At 63.1% G+C, this 14,798-nt stretch carries 18 protein-coding genes and 2 tRNA genes; 12 read left to right on the top strand and 8 right to left on the bottom strand.

What is annotated here, in order from left to right; translation table 11 throughout:
• Nucleotides 1-136: 136 nt before the first annotated feature.
• Entirely contained in the window at nucleotides 137-574 is a 438-nt protein-coding gene (locus tag QXU97_03700) for a hypothetical protein (protein ID MEM4035697.1), read from the top strand.
• Nucleotides 575-718: 144 nt separating this feature from the next.
• On the opposite strand, the gene QXU97_03695 is transcribed toward QXU97_03700, so the two are convergent.
• Nucleotides 719-1,285 carry a rubrerythrin family protein gene (locus QXU97_03695; protein ID MEM4035696.1) on the bottom strand — a complete coding sequence of 189 codons (567 nt, stop codon included), beginning with the start codon at nucleotides 1,283-1,285 and terminating at the stop codon, nucleotides 719-721.
• 140 nt (nucleotides 1,286-1,425) lie between these two features.
• On the opposite strand from QXU97_03695, the gene QXU97_03690 reads away from it, so the two are divergent.
• Nucleotides 1,426-2,019: a DUF996 domain-containing protein gene (locus QXU97_03690; GenBank protein MEM4035695.1), complete on the top strand. Its 594-nt coding sequence runs from the start codon at nucleotides 1,426-1,428 to the stop codon at nucleotides 2,017-2,019.
• On the top strand, nucleotides 2,016-2,975 hold the full coding sequence (locus QXU97_03685; protein ID MEM4035694.1) for a tRNA 2-thiocytidine biosynthesis TtcA family protein: 960 nt from the start codon (nucleotides 2,016-2,018) through the stop codon (nucleotides 2,973-2,975). Before QXU97_03690 ends, QXU97_03685 begins: the two co-directional genes overlap by 4 nt.
• Here QXU97_03685 and QXU97_03680 read toward each other — a convergent pair.
• Nucleotides 2,902-3,819, bottom strand: coding sequence for a DMT family transporter (locus QXU97_03680; GenBank protein ID MEM4035693.1), 918 nt, complete (start codon nucleotides 3,817-3,819; stop codon nucleotides 2,902-2,904). The two genes, QXU97_03685 and QXU97_03680, sit on opposite strands and share 74 nt — an antisense overlap.
• 74 nt (nucleotides 3,820-3,893) lie before the next feature.
• Between QXU97_03680 and QXU97_03675 the strand changes: the two genes are divergently transcribed.
• A tRNA-Pro gene (locus QXU97_03675) sits at nucleotides 3,894-3,967 on the top strand.
• Nucleotides 3,968-4,073: 106 nt separating this feature from the next.
• Here the strand turns inward: QXU97_03675 and QXU97_03670 are convergent.
• From QXU97_03670 to QXU97_03660, 3 genes are read right to left on the bottom strand one after another with little or no spacing between them, the layout of a single operon-like run.
• Entirely contained in the window at nucleotides 4,074-5,327 is a 1,254-nt protein-coding gene (locus tag QXU97_03670; GenBank protein MEM4035692.1) for a sodium ion-translocating decarboxylase subunit beta, read from the bottom strand.
• Nucleotides 5,324-5,779: a biotin/lipoyl-containing protein gene (locus tag QXU97_03665; protein MEM4035691.1), complete on the bottom strand. Its 456-nt coding sequence runs from the start codon at nucleotides 5,777-5,779 to the stop codon at nucleotides 5,324-5,326. The genes QXU97_03670 and QXU97_03665 overlap by 4 nt, the downstream gene beginning before the upstream one ends.
• Nucleotides 5,754-6,062, bottom strand: a complete 309-nt coding sequence (locus QXU97_03660) for a hypothetical protein (GenBank protein MEM4035690.1) — start codon at nucleotides 6,060-6,062, stop codon at nucleotides 5,754-5,756. The genes QXU97_03665 and QXU97_03660 overlap by 26 nt, the downstream gene beginning before the upstream one ends.
• On the opposite strand from QXU97_03660, the gene QXU97_03655 reads away from it, so the two are divergent.
• From QXU97_03655 to QXU97_03640, 4 genes are all read left to right on the top strand, one after another.
• Entirely contained in the window at nucleotides 6,031-6,255 is a 225-nt protein-coding gene (locus QXU97_03655; protein ID MEM4035689.1) for a hypothetical protein, read from the top strand. The two genes, QXU97_03660 and QXU97_03655, sit on opposite strands and share 32 nt — an antisense overlap.
• Nucleotide 6,256: 1 nt before the next feature.
• Nucleotides 6,257-7,831 (top strand): carboxyl transferase domain-containing protein, encoded by a 1,575-nt coding sequence (locus QXU97_03650; protein ID MEM4035688.1) that lies wholly within the window; start codon nucleotides 6,257-6,259, stop codon nucleotides 7,829-7,831.
• An 855-nt stretch (nucleotides 7,832-8,686) separates the two neighbouring features.
• Nucleotides 8,687-9,715: a hypothetical protein gene (locus QXU97_03645; GenBank protein MEM4035687.1), complete on the top strand. Its 1,029-nt coding sequence runs from the start codon at nucleotides 8,687-8,689 to the stop codon at nucleotides 9,713-9,715.
• A 36-nt stretch (nucleotides 9,716-9,751) separates the two neighbouring features.
• A complete protein-coding gene (locus QXU97_03640) occupies nucleotides 9,752-10,039 on the top strand; it encodes a DUF211 domain-containing protein (protein ID MEM4035686.1) in 288 nt (95 codons plus the stop codon).
• Here QXU97_03640 and QXU97_03635 read toward each other — a convergent pair.
• Together QXU97_03635 and QXU97_03630 are read right to left on the bottom strand one after the other, a co-directional pair.
• On the bottom strand, nucleotides 10,005-10,997 hold the full coding sequence (locus tag QXU97_03635) for a TIGR00269 family protein (GenBank protein ID MEM4035685.1): 993 nt from the start codon (nucleotides 10,995-10,997) through the stop codon (nucleotides 10,005-10,007). The genes QXU97_03640 and QXU97_03635 overlap by 35 nt on opposite strands.
• A gap of 24 nt (nucleotides 10,998-11,021) precedes the next feature.
• Nucleotides 11,022-11,131 (bottom strand) — tRNA-Thr (locus QXU97_03630).
• A gap of 109 nt (nucleotides 11,132-11,240) precedes the next feature.
• On the opposite strand from QXU97_03630, the gene QXU97_03625 reads away from it, so the two are divergent.
• Entirely contained in the window at nucleotides 11,241-11,495 is a 255-nt protein-coding gene (locus QXU97_03625) for an Lrp/AsnC ligand binding domain-containing protein (protein MEM4035684.1), read from the top strand.
• On the opposite strand, the gene QXU97_03620 is transcribed toward QXU97_03625, so the two are convergent.
• Entirely contained in the window at nucleotides 11,492-12,274 is a 783-nt protein-coding gene (locus QXU97_03620) for a D-aminoacyl-tRNA deacylase (protein MEM4035683.1), read from the bottom strand. The genes QXU97_03625 and QXU97_03620 overlap by 4 nt on opposite strands.
• Nucleotides 12,275-12,352: 78 nt before the next feature.
• Here QXU97_03620 and QXU97_03615 point away from each other — a divergent pair, with 78 nt between their 5' ends.
• The 3 genes from QXU97_03615 to QXU97_03605 are packed head-to-tail and all read left to right on the top strand — an operon-like array spanning nucleotide 12,353 to nucleotide 14,798.
• Nucleotides 12,353-13,285 carry a hypothetical protein gene (locus QXU97_03615; protein ID MEM4035682.1) on the top strand — a complete coding sequence of 311 codons (933 nt, stop codon included), beginning with the start codon at nucleotides 12,353-12,355 and terminating at the stop codon, nucleotides 13,283-13,285.
• Nucleotides 13,282-13,917: a DUF447 family protein gene (locus QXU97_03610; GenBank protein ID MEM4035681.1), complete on the top strand. Its 636-nt coding sequence runs from the start codon at nucleotides 13,282-13,284 to the stop codon at nucleotides 13,915-13,917. Before QXU97_03615 ends, QXU97_03610 begins: the two co-directional genes overlap by 4 nt.
• The gene (locus QXU97_03605) at nucleotides 13,905-14,798 is read left to right on the top strand and encodes a triphosphoribosyl-dephospho-CoA synthase (protein ID MEM4035680.1); all 894 of its coding nucleotides are present in this window, start codon (nucleotides 13,905-13,907) and stop codon (nucleotides 14,796-14,798) included. Before QXU97_03610 ends, QXU97_03605 begins: the two co-directional genes overlap by 13 nt.

Raw genomic sequence — 14,798 nt, 5'->3', positions numbered from 1 at the left:
GCTCTTTCTGAGCAGGCAATAGGGGGCCGCTGTACTGCTGGACCTGTCACAGAGTCGAGGACGGGACCTACGCGCTGAGGAATCCGGGCAAGATCTACCTGCTCTGCAACGTTGCGACCCCGCTCCCGGATAACCGATGCACGAGGGGAGGCCCTACGCGACCTTCAACTCTCACGCCCTCATCGAGAACACCTGCATCTCCTGCCACATGCCGAGGGCCAATCGCACCTTTATCGCCGTAGTGGAGGACGCCGGTGGAGTAATCGACGTGAAGGCCTTCGACACGGTTTGCTCCAAGTGCCACGCCGACAAGCAGAAGCTCTTGAGCGCGCTAAACGACGCCGTGAAAGGCTACGAGGCCTCGCCGAAAGTGGTCGAGCAGCTCCTCGCCGGGAAGGGCATCTACTACAACATTGGGGCCTATCCGTGCTTCTACAAGACGCCAGATCCAGCTCAACACGTCACGGCTAACGCCTTCACCGCCTGGCCCGATAGAGACGCGCTAGGAGCGGCTTCAACCTCAACCTGTTCGCTCACGAGCCAGGAGCCTTCGTCCGCAACCCGAGGTACGTGAAGCAGGTCATCTACGACACGATAGACTTCCTGGACGACGGGCAGCTCAACGGCTCGGTGATTCGATACCGTGACGGGCCCCGTGGCCAGGGCCTACCTACAGGGAGCCGGTAGATGACATATAACACAAAAATTTTTAAAATTTTTAGAAAGAAAGATACCTCTCTGATCCGCAGAGGGGGCACTTAGCCGGCGGGGTCCTGCCGAGGTGCGTATGGCCGCACCCCTCGCAGATCCACACTCCCTCGAGGGGGACGTCTTGCCCTCGGTCGACGTGCTCTTTGGCCCACTTGTATATCGACGCGTGGACCCTCTCGGCCTCGAGGGCAAGCGAGAAAGTCCTCGCGGCCTCCTCGTCGCCTCTCTCCCTCGCCAAGCCAATGAAGGAGGGGTACATTGTGTTTACCTCGTAGAGCTCTCCGGCTATGGCGAGCTCCAGGTTACTCGACGTCGTGCCGAGCCTAGTCGGAGTCCCCGCGCAGGCTCTCTGAGGATACGAGGTCTGCTCCGAGGCTCCGAGGTGGTTCCTGGCGTGGATCTGCTCGGCGAAGGCTATGCCCTCGAATATTCTCGCTAAGTTGACGTAGCCCTCTCGCCTGGCCACCTCGGCGTACGCTCTGTACCTGGACTGAGCCATGGACTCTCCGGCGAAGGCCGAGAGCAGGGCCTCCTGAACTTCGGGGGACCTCAAGCTGCTCGCCCTAGTTGTCATGCGAACTCACTCCTTAATAAATCTATCTATTAAGTTAGCTTTACTAAAAGCAAAGTGCCGCGCTTCGTTCTGACGCCTCCAAGGGGGCCCCTCATCGCTATATAGCTCCGCTCGCCCGAGATCCCTCCGGGGGCGAAGAGGTGAGCCGAGCTCGCTCGAGCCTCCGCGAGGCCAAAGCGCTAGGCGTGGCGGGATCCGCGCTACTGCTATTGGGGTCGCTAATGCTCCTGAGCCTGCTCGCGGCGGCCTCGGGGGTCATCTCGATAGTAGTCGGCCTGCTCTGCATCGGCTTGGCGCTAAAGCGTTTGTCCGACGCGTCGGGTAGGCCGAGGATCCTCAGAGACTTCCTAGCGGGCGTGGCCGTCGGGGCGGCGGGGGCCGTCACGGCCCTCTCTCTCGGCTTGGCGACTCTCATCGATATCGCGAAGCACGATCGCTCGCTCTCGATCATCGCGGCCGCCAGCGCGGCCGCGGCGGCGCTGGTCGCTCTGTGGCTGTCGCTGAGCGTCTCCGGCTGGCTCCTCAAGAAGTCTCTCGATGGAGCGGCCGCGGCGACAGGGGTGAAGCTCTTCTCGACGGCTGGTCTGTTGTACTTCATCGGAGCTCTCCTCGTCGTGACCTTGATTGGAGCCCCGATTATCGTAGCCGCGACCGTCTTAGCGTTGGCGGCGTTCCTATCCATGCCGATGGAGGTAGAGCGGGCCGAGGAAAGCGGGCCGAGGGCCGAGCCGTGAGGAGGCCCTGCTCCGTCTGCGGCTCAGCGGCTGTAGCCGTGGACGACGCCTCGCGCGAAGCACTCTGCGCTCAGCACTACGTGGAGCGCGTCCAGAGAAGAATCGAGAAGATCGTGCGCCGCGCGATAGGAGCGGGGAGGAGGCGCGAGAGAGTCCTCGTGGCGGTGTCCGGCGGGAAGGACAGCGCCGTGGCCGCCCACGCGCTGGCCTCGCTCTCCGATAAGCTGGGCCTCGAAGTCTCCCTCATTCACCTCGAGCTGGGCATAGGGGGGTACTCCGAGGCCTGCGCTGGAGCGGCTCGGCAGCTCGGCCGACTCCTAGGACTCGAGACGGTCGTGGCGAGAGCCAGAGAGCTCCTGAGAGGCCTGGGAGTCCCGGAGCTCTCGAGAGCCGCGAAGAGGCCGACCTGTAGCGTCTGCGGGCTCCTAAAGAGGTACTTGCTCAACGCCGCCGCTCTTGCGGGAGGATTCGACTACGTGGCGACGGGTCACAACGCCGACGACGTGGTGGCGTATTACCTCAAGGGGCTGTTCGTCGGGGGGTCCGAGTACAGCGAGAAGCTCAGGCCTGCGAGTCCTCCCGCGCTCGGGGCGGCGGGGAGGCTGAGGCCCCTCTTCGAGGTGTCCGAGCACGAGTCCAGGACTTACGCTCTGCTGACGGGCCTCCCCGTGGTCTGGGAGGAGTGCCCCCTCAAGCCCCTCGACTCGGTGGAGCAGCTGATCAAAGAGTTCGTCTCGAGGATCGAGGAGAGGGCGCCGGGCTCCAGGGCGAGGCTCCTGAGGAGGCTCTCGGGACCGATCGAGGAGAGGGCTAAGCTCGAGGCCTCGACGTGCTCGACGTGCGGCTCGCTGTCGTCGAGCAGAGAGTGCTCGTTCTGCAGACTCACGAGAAGAGCGCTGGGCGAGCCCCTCGGGGCGTCGGTTCGAGAGGCTCTGAGGATCGCGCTCGCGCGCTGAGCTCTCGGTCGAACGCGCCGACCAGCATTGTGGAGAACACTATGAGGGTCGCTCCGGCCATCTGCATGCAACTCATCGTCTCTCCAATCGCGAGCCTCGCCAGAGCGGCCGCGAAAACCGGCTCCAGTTGAAATATCACGGAGGCCGCCGCGGGATCTACGCTCCTCTGCCCCACCACCTGGAGCGCGAAGGCCCCGACGCCCGAGGCGGCGGCCAAGTAGAAGAGCAGAGCGACGTCGATCGGCGATAGAGGCTCGGGTCCTCCTCTCAGGAGGTCTGGCGCAGCGAGCGAGATCGACGCGAGGAACTGAGCAAAGACGAACTGCAGAGGATCTCCTCGACAGTACCTCGAGACCAGGATCACCTGAGCGGCCCAGCCGAGCGAGCCGATGAGAACTAGCAGGTCTCCGCGGTTGAGACCAGTCGACGGGCCCGTCAACATGTAGGCCCCGATCACGCAGGCGACGAGAGCTAAGCCCAGCCGGGCTCCGTATCTACGCGAGACCAATGCTACGTAGGCGTGGACGAAGACGACGTGGAGGGCCGTTATGAAGGCGGAGTTCGAGGCCGTCGTGTAAGCCGTGCCCCACCCCTGGAGCCAGAGCCCGGCCGTGTAGGCCGCTCCGGCCCTCAGCCCTCCCCTTAGGGCCGATCGGTCGAGCCCTCCTCTGACGGCTCTCCAAGCCACGTAGGGGGCCAGGAGGAGAGTCGAGAAGAGCCCTCGCAGCCACACGTACGTCGCCGGGTCTACGGAGCTCATCAGTACTTTTATGGTGGGAAAGCTCGAGCCCCAGAGCAGCGACGCGAGGACTAGCATCACCGGGCCCAGGAGGCGGCCGCGCACCTAGCTCACCGAGCTCGAGCCTCCGAGTGCTCGTTGAGAACGATTTTAAGGCTCCGGGGCACCGGGCTCCTATGGGGGCCGTCGTCTAGCCTGGCAGGATGCGAGGCTTGGGCCCTCGTGGTCCGGGGTTCAAATCCCCGCGGCCCCATCGAGTAGCCGAACCTCGGAACAGTCTGAGGGTCCTGGCGTTGAGCTCTAGAATCGGCTCCGATAGGACGGCGGAGGGCCCCTCTCGTCCGTCGATCGTCGCTTGCTCAGGGCCCGCTCACGACCCTAATCACGTAATCGATGTATATCCCGGCGACCGTCGCCGTCCCTATGACGCCGGCCACGTTGGGGCCCATGGCATTCATCAACACGAAGTTGGTCGGGTCGACCCTCTGGGCCTCTCTCTGGCAGACCCTAGCCGACATGGGGACGGCCGAGACGCCGGCGGCCCCTATTATTGGATTGACCTTGCCGCCCGTCACGATGTAGAGCAGCTCGCCTAGAGCTACTCCGCCCAGCGTCGAGAAGACGAAGGAGAGGAGGCCCCAGAGGAAGACCAGAGCGAACTTAGCGAGGAGCTCCTCGAGCGGTATCCCCATGGCGGTCGAGTAGTAGGTCATCATGTCGACGCTCATGGTGGACCCGACGATAAGTGTGAGCAGGAGCGTGAGCACGTTCATGAGCTCGTTGGAGGCGGTCTTGCTGAGCCTCTCCACCACCTCCGTCACGCCGCTCTCGCGGAGGACGTTGCCGAGGGCTATCATGCCCACGATCGGGGCAGCTCGAGGCACGAGCAATCCTACGCCGAGAGCGAGCACCACGGGGAACAGCAAAGCCTCCAGTCTCCCCACCTGCCTGGGAGGCCTCATCTTGACGGCTCTGTGCTTCGCGGGGATCAGCCTGATTATCGGGGGCTGAATTATAGGCACGAGCGCCATGTAGGTGTAAGCCGCCAGCGCTATAGGCCCCAGCATGTAGGGAGCTAGCTTGACCGTCGTATAGATCGTTGTGGGACCGTCGGCGCCTCCGATTATGCCTATGCTGGCCGCCTCGTTCAGTCTGAAGCCCATGGCGAGAGACCCGAGCATCGCGACGAACACTCCTAGTTGAGCGGCCGCTCCCAGCAGGAACGTATAGGGCTGAGCTATGAGCGGCCTGAAGTCCGTCAGCGCCCCGAGGCCCACGAAGATCAGCAATGGTATTATCTCGGTTTGAACGAGCACGTAGTATAGCACGAAGAGGGGGCCGGCCCCGCCCTCGACCAGGTCCCTCAGCGTGATCGGCTCTCCGGGCTTCAGCGTCTCCGGCGGAGCAGCCAAGTGGGCCATGGGTATGTTGGCCAATATCATACCGACGCCTATCCCAGTCAACAAGAGAGGCTCGACTCTCCTCGCCAATGCGAGGTACAACAGCAAGACGCCAACGGCGATGAAGACCGCGTGATATGCCGTGGCGTTGGCCAGGCCTGTGCTCGCCAAAAAGCCCGCGAAGGCCTCAACGATGCCGCTCTGCAGCCTCACACCACCTCCTCTATCCTCACGAGCGGGGAGCCGACCTCCACGAAGTCTCCCGGCTTCACGAGGACCTCCTTGACCCTGCACTTCGCCGGAGCTCTTATCTCGAGCTCCATTTTCATTGACTCCATAGTCAGCACGACCGCTCCTCTCTCGAGCAGGTCGCCGGGACCCGCTCGGATCGTCAGTATCTTGCCGGGGACCGGGGCCTCTATGGTCGGGCCGAGAGCCTCGGCCCCCCTGGGGAGAGGACTAGGGGCCTCGGCGGGCGGAGCGAGAGCGGTCGGCGCGGCGCTCGAGGGAGTCGACGTCGCTCGAGGCCTGGGCGAGGTCGGGGTGATCTCCACCGAGATCTCTCTGCCCTCTATCCTCACGACGTATTTGTTGGGCTCGATCTCTCGGACTAAGGCCCTGTACTCCCTGCCGCCCACTCTAACTACGAGCTCTCTCTCGAGCAATTCTCCCTCGCCTCCACGCGACCTCGCGGAGGCCCTCGACGGCTCTCGCTCTCCACGCCATCACCCAGGCTCTCGGCATCGACTCGACTGCTCGGCTCCTCCTCGCGACCCCGCTCAAGTGAGTGGCGAGGGCTGCGGCTATCGCCGCCAGCTCCACCTCGTCCTCTCCGCCGAGAGCCGGACGAGGCTCCAAGCTCGAGATCTCTCCGACCCTTTCTCGGGATCTCTCGAGCTTCGAAGCGAGGGACGACATGAGCTTCAGCGCTAGGGCCAGGATCCCCAAGACGGCAAACGTGATGATTAGGCCCGAGACCGCTAGGATCGCGCCCGACTCGAGCCCGCCCGAGGCCTCCGCTCCGGTCGCCAGCCCGGCGCACCTAGCGCGTGGAGGGGCTCTCGGCTTTAATTACCATTGCCAGGAGCTCGCGACGTTATTTAGCCGCGGTCGCCTCGAAGTCGTCGGTCGAGGTCGATAGCTTGGGCTCGGAGGTTAGACGCGAGATAGCGGAGCTGAGGAGGGCCAGAGAGAGGGCGAGGCTAGGCGGAGGGCCCGAGGAGATAGCTAAGCAGCACGAGAGAGGGAAGCTAACCGCGCGAGAGAGGATAGAGCTGTTGCTCGACCCGGGGAGCTTCGTCGAGATAGACGCGTTCGTCACGCACAGAGCGCACGGATTCGGAATGGAAGAGAGGAGAGTCTATGGCGACGGCGTCGTCGTGGGGTTCGGTGAGGTCGCCGGGAGGAAGGTCGCCGTGGCGGCCCAGGACTTCACCTTCATGGGAGGCTCTCTCGGCGAGATGCACGCCGCCAAAATTGTGAAGATCGCGCAGTTGGCTCTGAGCTGTGGAGTTCCTATAGTGTTCCTGAACGACTCTGGGGGGGCCAGGATCCAGGAGGGAATAGACAGCCTCAAGGGGTATGGCGAGATCTTCTACATGAATGTGATGGCCTCGGGCGTGATTCCCCAGATCTCCGCAATAATGGGCCCCTGCGCGGGCGGAGCAGTCTACTCGCCTGCTCTGACGGACTTCGTGGTGATGGTCAAGAGAACGAGCTTCATGTACGTCACGGGTCCCAGAGTGGTTAAGGCCGCTATAGGCGAGGAGGTCGATCACTTCCAATTGGGGGGAGCCGACGTCCACGCCTCGAAGAGCGGCGTGGCGCACTTCGTCGCTGAGAGCGATGAGGACGCCCTGGCCCTCGTGAGGAGGCTCTTGAGCTATCTGCCGAGCAATAACGCCGAGGACCCGCCCTACGTCGACACGGGCGATGACCCGGAGAGGAGAGATCCCGAGCTCGACGCGATCGTGCCGAGCGACCCCCAGAAGCCCTACAGCATGCGAGAAATCATCGAGAGAGTCCTCGACCACGACACGTTCCTCGAGGTCCACGCCACGTGGGCTAGAAACGCGATAGTGGGCTTCGGGAGGCTGAGCGGGCGCGTCGTCGGCGTCGTGGCCAATAATCCGGAGTTCATGGCTGGAGTCCTGGACATAGACTCCTCGGACAAGATAGCGAGGTTCGTCAGGTTCTGCGACGCGTTCAACGTGCCGATAGTCACGTTCGTCGACACGCCCGGCTATCTTCCCGGGACGAGACAGGAGCACGGAGGGATAATCAGACATGGGGCCAAAGTGCTCTACGCGTATAGCGAGGCCACGGTGCCTAAGCTCACGGTTATAACTAGGAAGGCCTACGGCGGAGCTTACATAGCTATGGCGAGCAAACACCTCGGGGCCGACTACGTCGTCGCTTGGCCCACGGCCGAGATAGCCGTGATGGGGCCGAAAGAGGCGGCGGAGATAATTCATAGGAAGGAGTTGGAGGCCGCCGGGAGCGAGGAGAGGAGGAGGGAGCTGCTCGAGTCCTTCGAGCGCGAGTATAGGGAGAAGCTCGCCACGCCATTCTTCGCGGCCTCTCGAGGCTACGTCGACGACGTGATCGAGCCCAGCGAGACTAGGCCCAAGCTCGCGAGAACGCTGGAGCTACTCCTGAGCAAGAGAGAATTGAGGATGAACCCTCCGCTCAGGAAACACGGAAACATCCCTCTCTGATTGATTTTCCTATCGAAAGTTTTTGTTCATCGAGAGCGAAACGGCTCGGTGGCTCGCCGTAAGGGCCGAAAGCCTCTCCGACGCTCTGGGGGCGGAGGACCCTTTCCTCGGTATTTTATCTCCTTCCGGTCCCGCTATCTCTGCCGTCGCTCTGAGCCTCGAGGCTCCAGAATTTCGACGCGCTCGACGAGCGCGTCGAGGATCGTGTTGAGAGCGAGGGCTTAATCTCCGCGGCTAATCTTAATAGCGAGAGAGCGGCAGGGCTCTGAGAGCCTACGTTGAGCTGACCCCCAGCGGCTCGACCCAGCTCGATCGAAAGGCCCCGCGTCCGTGAGCTTCCGAAGCCGCTCCACGCGCTCTCGCTCGACGGGAGGGGGGAGCCCATCTTCTTTGGAGAGATCCACAGAGGTCCTCCTCTCGGTGCTCAGCGAGCGCGAGCTCGCCGGAGCGTTCCGCGCAGCGGCAAAAAGCGCTAGAGCTTTGAACAAGACGGCGCTGTTGCCCTGGAGGGGATGGGCTCCGCGATCCGCTACGAATCCGAAGTGCTCTTCGATACTAAGCGCGACGGGAGACCGCCATGCTTCGTGCGCAGAAAAAGCCGAAGCGCAGGGAACTACGAGCTTTGGAATAGCGGTTGATCGATGGCGTCGCCACGATGATCAAGGGACCCGTGGAGAGGTTCCCGGAGCGGTATTGGTCTAAGCGCGGCGTCGCGGTGAGCTCCTATTCTGCACGACGGGTAGCTCGTGACATATGAGGGCACGGTCGCGAGCCTAGACCTAGATAGAGCTCCAATGACTATGAGGGGCCCAAAGGATATACTTTCCCGAGCTCCACACTTCTTCGGTGCTACTCGTGGGCTCGAAGAGCGTTATATTCGCGGGAACGTTCGAGGCCGCCAGCAGAGTAGTGCACGCGCCCCTCGATAGATCCCTCGGGGGAGCGGGTAACCCCGACAGGCTCAGAGTGAGCCTACACGCTCCCTCCGCCCCCGCCTCCGACGTCGTCGGGGCATTTCTCGAAGTTACTACGTTGTCGAGAGCCTCGTCGATGAGATCGTGGAGGCTCAGAATCGATGGGGTCCCCCTCGCTCGCATGTTCTCCCCCAGCTGCTCCGTAGTAGATAAGCGAGGTCTAGAGCTAGCCTCGATAATATTCGACGTCTCTCCGATAATCAGGAGAGACCCCGGCAGAGAAAGCCACGTGCTCGACGTCTCGTGGACCGCGTCAGATCCGGTCAGGCTCCTGTCGGTCTCGCTCGTGAAGATCCTTGCCTCGACGGGCTGCAGGAGCTCGATAAAGTACGTGGGAGGATGCTTCAAGCTCGCGCCCGGCGAGGCCCTAGAGATAGACGGGCTGGGCGGCGAGGCCTCGAGGAGCGCGCTGAGCTTCGTGGCCTTCTCGCCGGATCAGAACGGGGTCATTGAGGTGCTGGGGAGCGAGGGTGCCAAGCGCCTCCAAGTCACGAGCTCGGTCCAAGATTTCGAGGTAGAGCTCGAGCGAGCCGACGACGTAGTCCTGAGAGTCCCTCACGGCTTCTCGCAGTCCTATCTCTTCGTCCCAAGCATCGTGTACTACTCAACCACGGAAGCTGGGCCCCACATTGAAGTAGACGCCAGCGTCGAGGAGAGGGGTCTCCTCGTGAGGGTCAAGAACACGGGGTCGGCTCAGGCCTGCTCGGTTCAGATAGTGGTTCTAGCGCTGGGACAAACCGTCTCCAGGAAGCACGTGGGAGTGCTGGAACCGGGGGCCTCGGTCGAGCACCTATTACCGCTCGAGGAGCCGCGTAAACCGAGACAACTCTCGGTGAGAGTCGTCTGGAATCAGCACGGCCAGGCGAAGTTTATCGAGAAGAGGTTGAGTCCCGCCGAGCGGCAGCGGTGAGCGATACTAAGCCGCCGAGCGGGGGGAGGCCCGGTCTTGCCCTTGAGGAAGCTCGTGTTAGATGTCCTCAAGCCCCTGCGGGGGCTAGGCATCGAGGAGATGGCTCTCGCCTTAGAGAGCTTGGAGGGCGTCGAGAAGGTCGAGATCGTGGTCAAGGAGTTCGACGTAGACACGGTCACTCTGATCGTGACGCTGGAGGGCGAAGCCATAGACTTCGAGTCTGTTAAGGAGAGCCTCGAGAAGTTGGGCGCAGTGATTCACGGAGTGGACCAGGTCATCGCGGCGAGGTCTACAGAGCGCTCGCGCCGCCACCGCTCCGAGTAGCTCCCCCCGCGATCGACGAGAGCAGCTCGCAGGTCTTGCAGAGCTCCCTCCCCCGACTCGTCGGCTCGCCGCAGACGGAGCACACCGGGAGCCTCCCGTGCCTCTCGACTTCGGGCAGAAGCCTAGCGGCGAGCTCGTCGAGGGCGTCCAGGAGCCTCATGAGAGTTCCGGGCCTCTCCCACTCGATAGAGTAGAGCGTCCTCCTCAGCCTAGCTCTAGCCGTGGGGGCCTCGACTATATAGGGGCAGTCGATCTCTTGGAAGGGGAAGCCGCGCGCATTCGCGTAAAACACTATCTCCCACTCGTACACGCGTCTCAGAGGCTTGATCCTCTGGACGAAGAGCTCGCTGAGGCGAGGAGCGAGGGGGCTGAGGCGGGCCAATCTGTAGACGTCGCCGCGAAGCAGATTGATCAGCGCGGTCTGGACCTCGTCGTCGAGGTTGTGAGCCGTGGCCACCTTGGTGGCGCCTAGCTCTCTAGCAACGGAATTTATGGCTCTGCGCCTCAATACTCCGCAGAATGTGCAGGGGCTCTGAGCCGCTCCTCGAGCCCTCGCGGCGTCTATCATCTCGCTAAGGCTCGCGCCATAGAATTCTCTGAAAGTTGCCGTGACAACGTCGACGCCCAGCTCGCGCGCCAGCCTCCTCGTCCTCTCCACGTCCTCCTCTCTCGTATAGCCTCTTATCCCCTCGATGATCGATATTCCGATCAGCCTGCTGGGCTCGATTATCCTCACCAGCGCATCTAAGAGCACTAGACTGTCTTTGCCTCCGCTGAGAGCGAGAGCCACATTATCTCCCGGGGACACCATGTTGTATCTCGATATCGTGAGCTTCGCTCTCTCGATCACGTCATCTATGAGGCACTGCGCGCAGAGGACTCGAGACGCGTACGCCTGATAGACATAGGCGCCTCGACGACCGCACAGGTCGCAGAGCCTCGAGGTCTCGAGCGCCATCGATTTGTTCCTTGCTAGCTTTCGTGGAGCCGCCGGCGGGATTCGAACCCGCGGCCACCGGCTTTCCCGGTCGGCGACCCGAGCCTCTCGCGCCCGTACGAGGCCGGCGCTCTACCGGGCTGAGCTACGGCGGCTCCTCGACCACGTCGTTGAGCGCCTCCCCTTATTAGTATTGGCGCGGTGGAGCTCTAGCTGCTTCTTTCCATTTATACCTCGAGAGCACTATAATGAGGGGTGCCCCTCGTGTCTGAGCGAGGCTTGGGTGCCTTCGTCTTAGTGGTGACGAGAGTGGGGACAGAGCACAAGGTCAAGGAGAAGATAGAGAGACTGGCCGGTGAGATGGAGGGCGACGTCTGGGTCGACGCCAAGCCCGTCTTCGGCGAGTACGACCTCGTGGTCACGGTCGAGGCCAGAGACCTGAGGGCTCTCGACAAACTGGTCTCCGGGATAAGAGGGCTCGACGAAGTCGTGAAGACCGTCACTCTGATCGCGGTCTAGATTACCGTGAGCTCGAGGCCTCTCCTCGAGGCCAGCTCCGCCACGCTCCTCCTGAACTCGCTCGGGCCGGCTTTCTTCTCGAGCACTATCTCCTCGACCCCGCCGAGGTTCTTGTCGATCGCCTGCTCGAGCGCGTCGGGGCACAGCCCCTCTCTAACCGCGTGCTTGGCGAGTATGTGCCCGAAGCAGTAGCCCTCCTCGAGAGCCATCCTGGTGAACGCGCGCGCGTAGTGCCCTCCCCCTATCCCGATGGCCCTCCTGCAGCGACTCCCGGAGCCCTCTCTCAGCCTCGAGATCGTCGTCTCGATCGCTCTCGCCAGAGCCCTCTGGAGCTCTTCGCTGCTCCACTCCCTCGGAGTGCTGCCTATCTCGGCGAAGACTACGGGCTTCGGGACCTCCGTGGGCCCGTGATGCGTGACCTCGTACGTAACCTCTATCGATCCTCTTGCCTCCTTGACCATCTCCCGTAATATCTCGTAGGAGAGAACCGGGGAGCTCCAGGCTAAAGAGCAGGGCTTCCCGCCGAGTTGGGCGCGAGGCGTGGGATTGCCCGGGTGGTGGACCGTCAAGCAAGGGATCTCCGCCTCGCTCCTGTGCTTCGAGAGAATGATGAATTCGTCGGCTCCTCGGAGGAACTCGAAGTCTACCACGTCCTCCTCGAATCCGGCCAAGAGGACGTCGCTCGAGCTCTCGCCGCGGCTCAACAGCTCAGAGAGAATCTTCGCCGCGCCGGAGCCCGCCGGGTCTCGCCGACTAAAGACCACGCCGATCCTCGGCAAGGGCTCCTCCGCCCCGAGCGGGTCTCGACCCGAGGGCTTAAACCGCTTGCGCGAAACTCCTCGGCTCAGGGGCCTCTGATGCTCGAGTGCCTTGTCGAGGGCTGCGCGTTCGAGTGGCTGAGGCACGCGTGGATCGTGCGGGGAGTCGATCAGCCCGAGGGGCGCGTGTTGGCCCTCCCTAGGTACTCGCTCGCTGGCGACAGGTGGAAGTCCAAGGAGCCCGAGGAGGCGGCTCGCAGAGTCGAGCTGCTCGATCGGTCTCTGCTATCCTACAGCAGATGCCACGGGAGGATCGTTCCTCTCCCGCCGTTGCGCAGACTCGAGGAGGCGAGGACCTTGAGCCCTCTCGAGCCCGAGAGGTGCTCGGTATCGTCATCAGACCCAGCCTGCGAGCTGCTCGAGGAGCTCAGGAGGGAGAGCGGCGTGGAGAGCATAGGGCTCACGGGGAGCGCGCTCCTGTTCCCCAAGCTCGTCCTCGGGCCCGGCAGGGACGTCGACCTCGTGTGTTACGGTTTAGATGAGTCGAGAGAACTCTACGGCTTCCTACGCGAGAACGCGTTCCTCGAACCTCTCGAGGTGGGCGAGGTCCTCGACATGCTGCGGGAGCAGGGCAGGATCGCCTCGAGGGAGCTCATTGAGAGAGAGAGGCTCAAGGCGCTCCAGGGGAAGCGGAGAGGGCTTAGAGTCTACGTCAGGCTTGTCCCGGCTCGCCCGCGGGAGCCGGGGCTCTGCGAGAGGGAGGTCCTCAAGGTTGGGCAGGTCCTCGTCGAGGGGGAAGTTGTTGACGCCGAACGATCGTGGATCTACCCCTGCTCCTATGGAGTAGAGACCGAGGCGGGGCTCATCGAAGTTGTCTCGGATCGAGGCAGATTCTGCGAGCTCGCCGAGGAGGGCGATGAGGTGGCGGCTAGGGGAGATCTCGAGGTCGTGATCTCGGGAGGCTCCCCGAGGCTCCAACTATATCTGTGGAGCGGAGAGCACTACGCGCTGCCTAGGAGGCGAGCTCGTTGATAGAGATCGAGGCGGAGGAGCTGTCGTTCCTCTCGTGGGCCAAGGGGGCATTCATCGAGGGCCTCGCGATATTCGAGAAAGGGGGGGAAGAGCTCCACAGAGCTCTCCTCGGCGTAAGGGTGGCCGGCGCCCTGAGCGCGGAGTTAAGGCTTTTCCACGGCTCGCGAGCCCACGAGCTGGCGACGTCTGGAGCTCTCGAGGAGTCACTGCTTCACTTCAACGTCCTCGGAGACCCGGAGGTCTTCGTGAAGGCCTACACCGACCCCCGATCTCTCCTCGTCAAGCGAGTCGGGAGCTTCCTCGTGGTTGAGGGATCGTATCTAACGCTTTTGGGGGAGGTCCTAGGGTCGGAGCAGCGAGGAGATCACGCCATCGTCCGTGCGAGGCTGAGGCGAAGAGCTCTGCTCGTCCCCAGCCGCATGGCGCCAACTTGCAGAGCCTTGGGCCTGCTCGTCGAGCTCCTCGTCAGGTTGAGCAGAGTGGAGGGGCGCTCTCCGCGACACGACGCGCGCCGCCTTTGCTCGGAGCTCCGCCTCCTGGCCGAGGAGGCCCTGAGGCTCTCGGGCGAGGCCGGTCTGAGACGGGCGATCGAGCTCGCGGCCGGGAGAGCTCGCTCCGCGTGCGGGTGGTGAGGATGCACGGCGACCCCCCAGTGGCGGCGTCGATAGCTATCGCGCTGGAGCCCACCGCGGGGACCGGGGCCGGCACGGTGAGCAGAGCGCGAGACCATCGAGACAAGACGTTGCAGAGCTACGTCGTGCTCTCTCACCTCGTCAGATCCGCGTTCGAGGAGCTCTGCGAGGAGCTCCCTAAGCCTCCGGGCTCGAGACTCCCAAAGATCGTGGGCGAGGCTACGAGGGCTATGGGCTCGAACCTCGCGGCCGGGAGCCTGCTGCTGCTCTATTACAACGTAGCAGCCGCCTGTCACGACGAGAGGGTCGAGAGCCCGGCCGGTAACGGAAGGGCCGCTCTAGCGCTCGCGCTTCGAGACCCGGCATCAATACTCTTCGATGTGATAAGAGAGGCCTCGCCATCGCACGTCCTCCCCTCGTCGAGCAGCTTCTGGCCCGACGTGAGGAGCCCTCTCTACACGCTCGAGAGGAGGAGGTTCGAGGCCAGACCCCTCGGCCTCGCGCTCAGGCTCCTGGCTCGGCGAGACCCCGTGGTCGAGGAGCTCGTCACGGCCTTCGCCAGAACGTCGAGGCTCGCGGAGGAGCGCCTGAGCGAGAGGGGCTGCGCCGTGCCCACAAGCTCAGAGATCGATGAGCTCTACCTGCGCGTCTGCTCGAAGGTCGAGGATTATCTCATCTTCAGAAGAAGAGGGGCCGAGAGAGCGCGAGAGCTCAAAGAGGAGTGCGCGAAGGGGCGCCTACCGGAGCTCAGCGAGGAGGAATCGATGGGTTCGGTCGCCGACCTCGTCGCCGTAGTGCTGTATTACGTGTGCAATGAATGCATTGAGGAGTGGAGAGCCTCACGCTTTTCTAAGCGCGGCCTCCAGAGATTCGGGCGGTAG

The sequence above is a fragment of the Fervidicoccaceae archaeon genome (assembly GCA_038878695.1).
GTDB lineage: Archaea > Thermoproteota > Thermoprotei_A > Sulfolobales > Fervidicoccaceae > JAVZVD01.
Note: the sequence above shows the minus strand (reverse complement) of the source record. Positions and strands in the feature narration are given on the sequence as shown.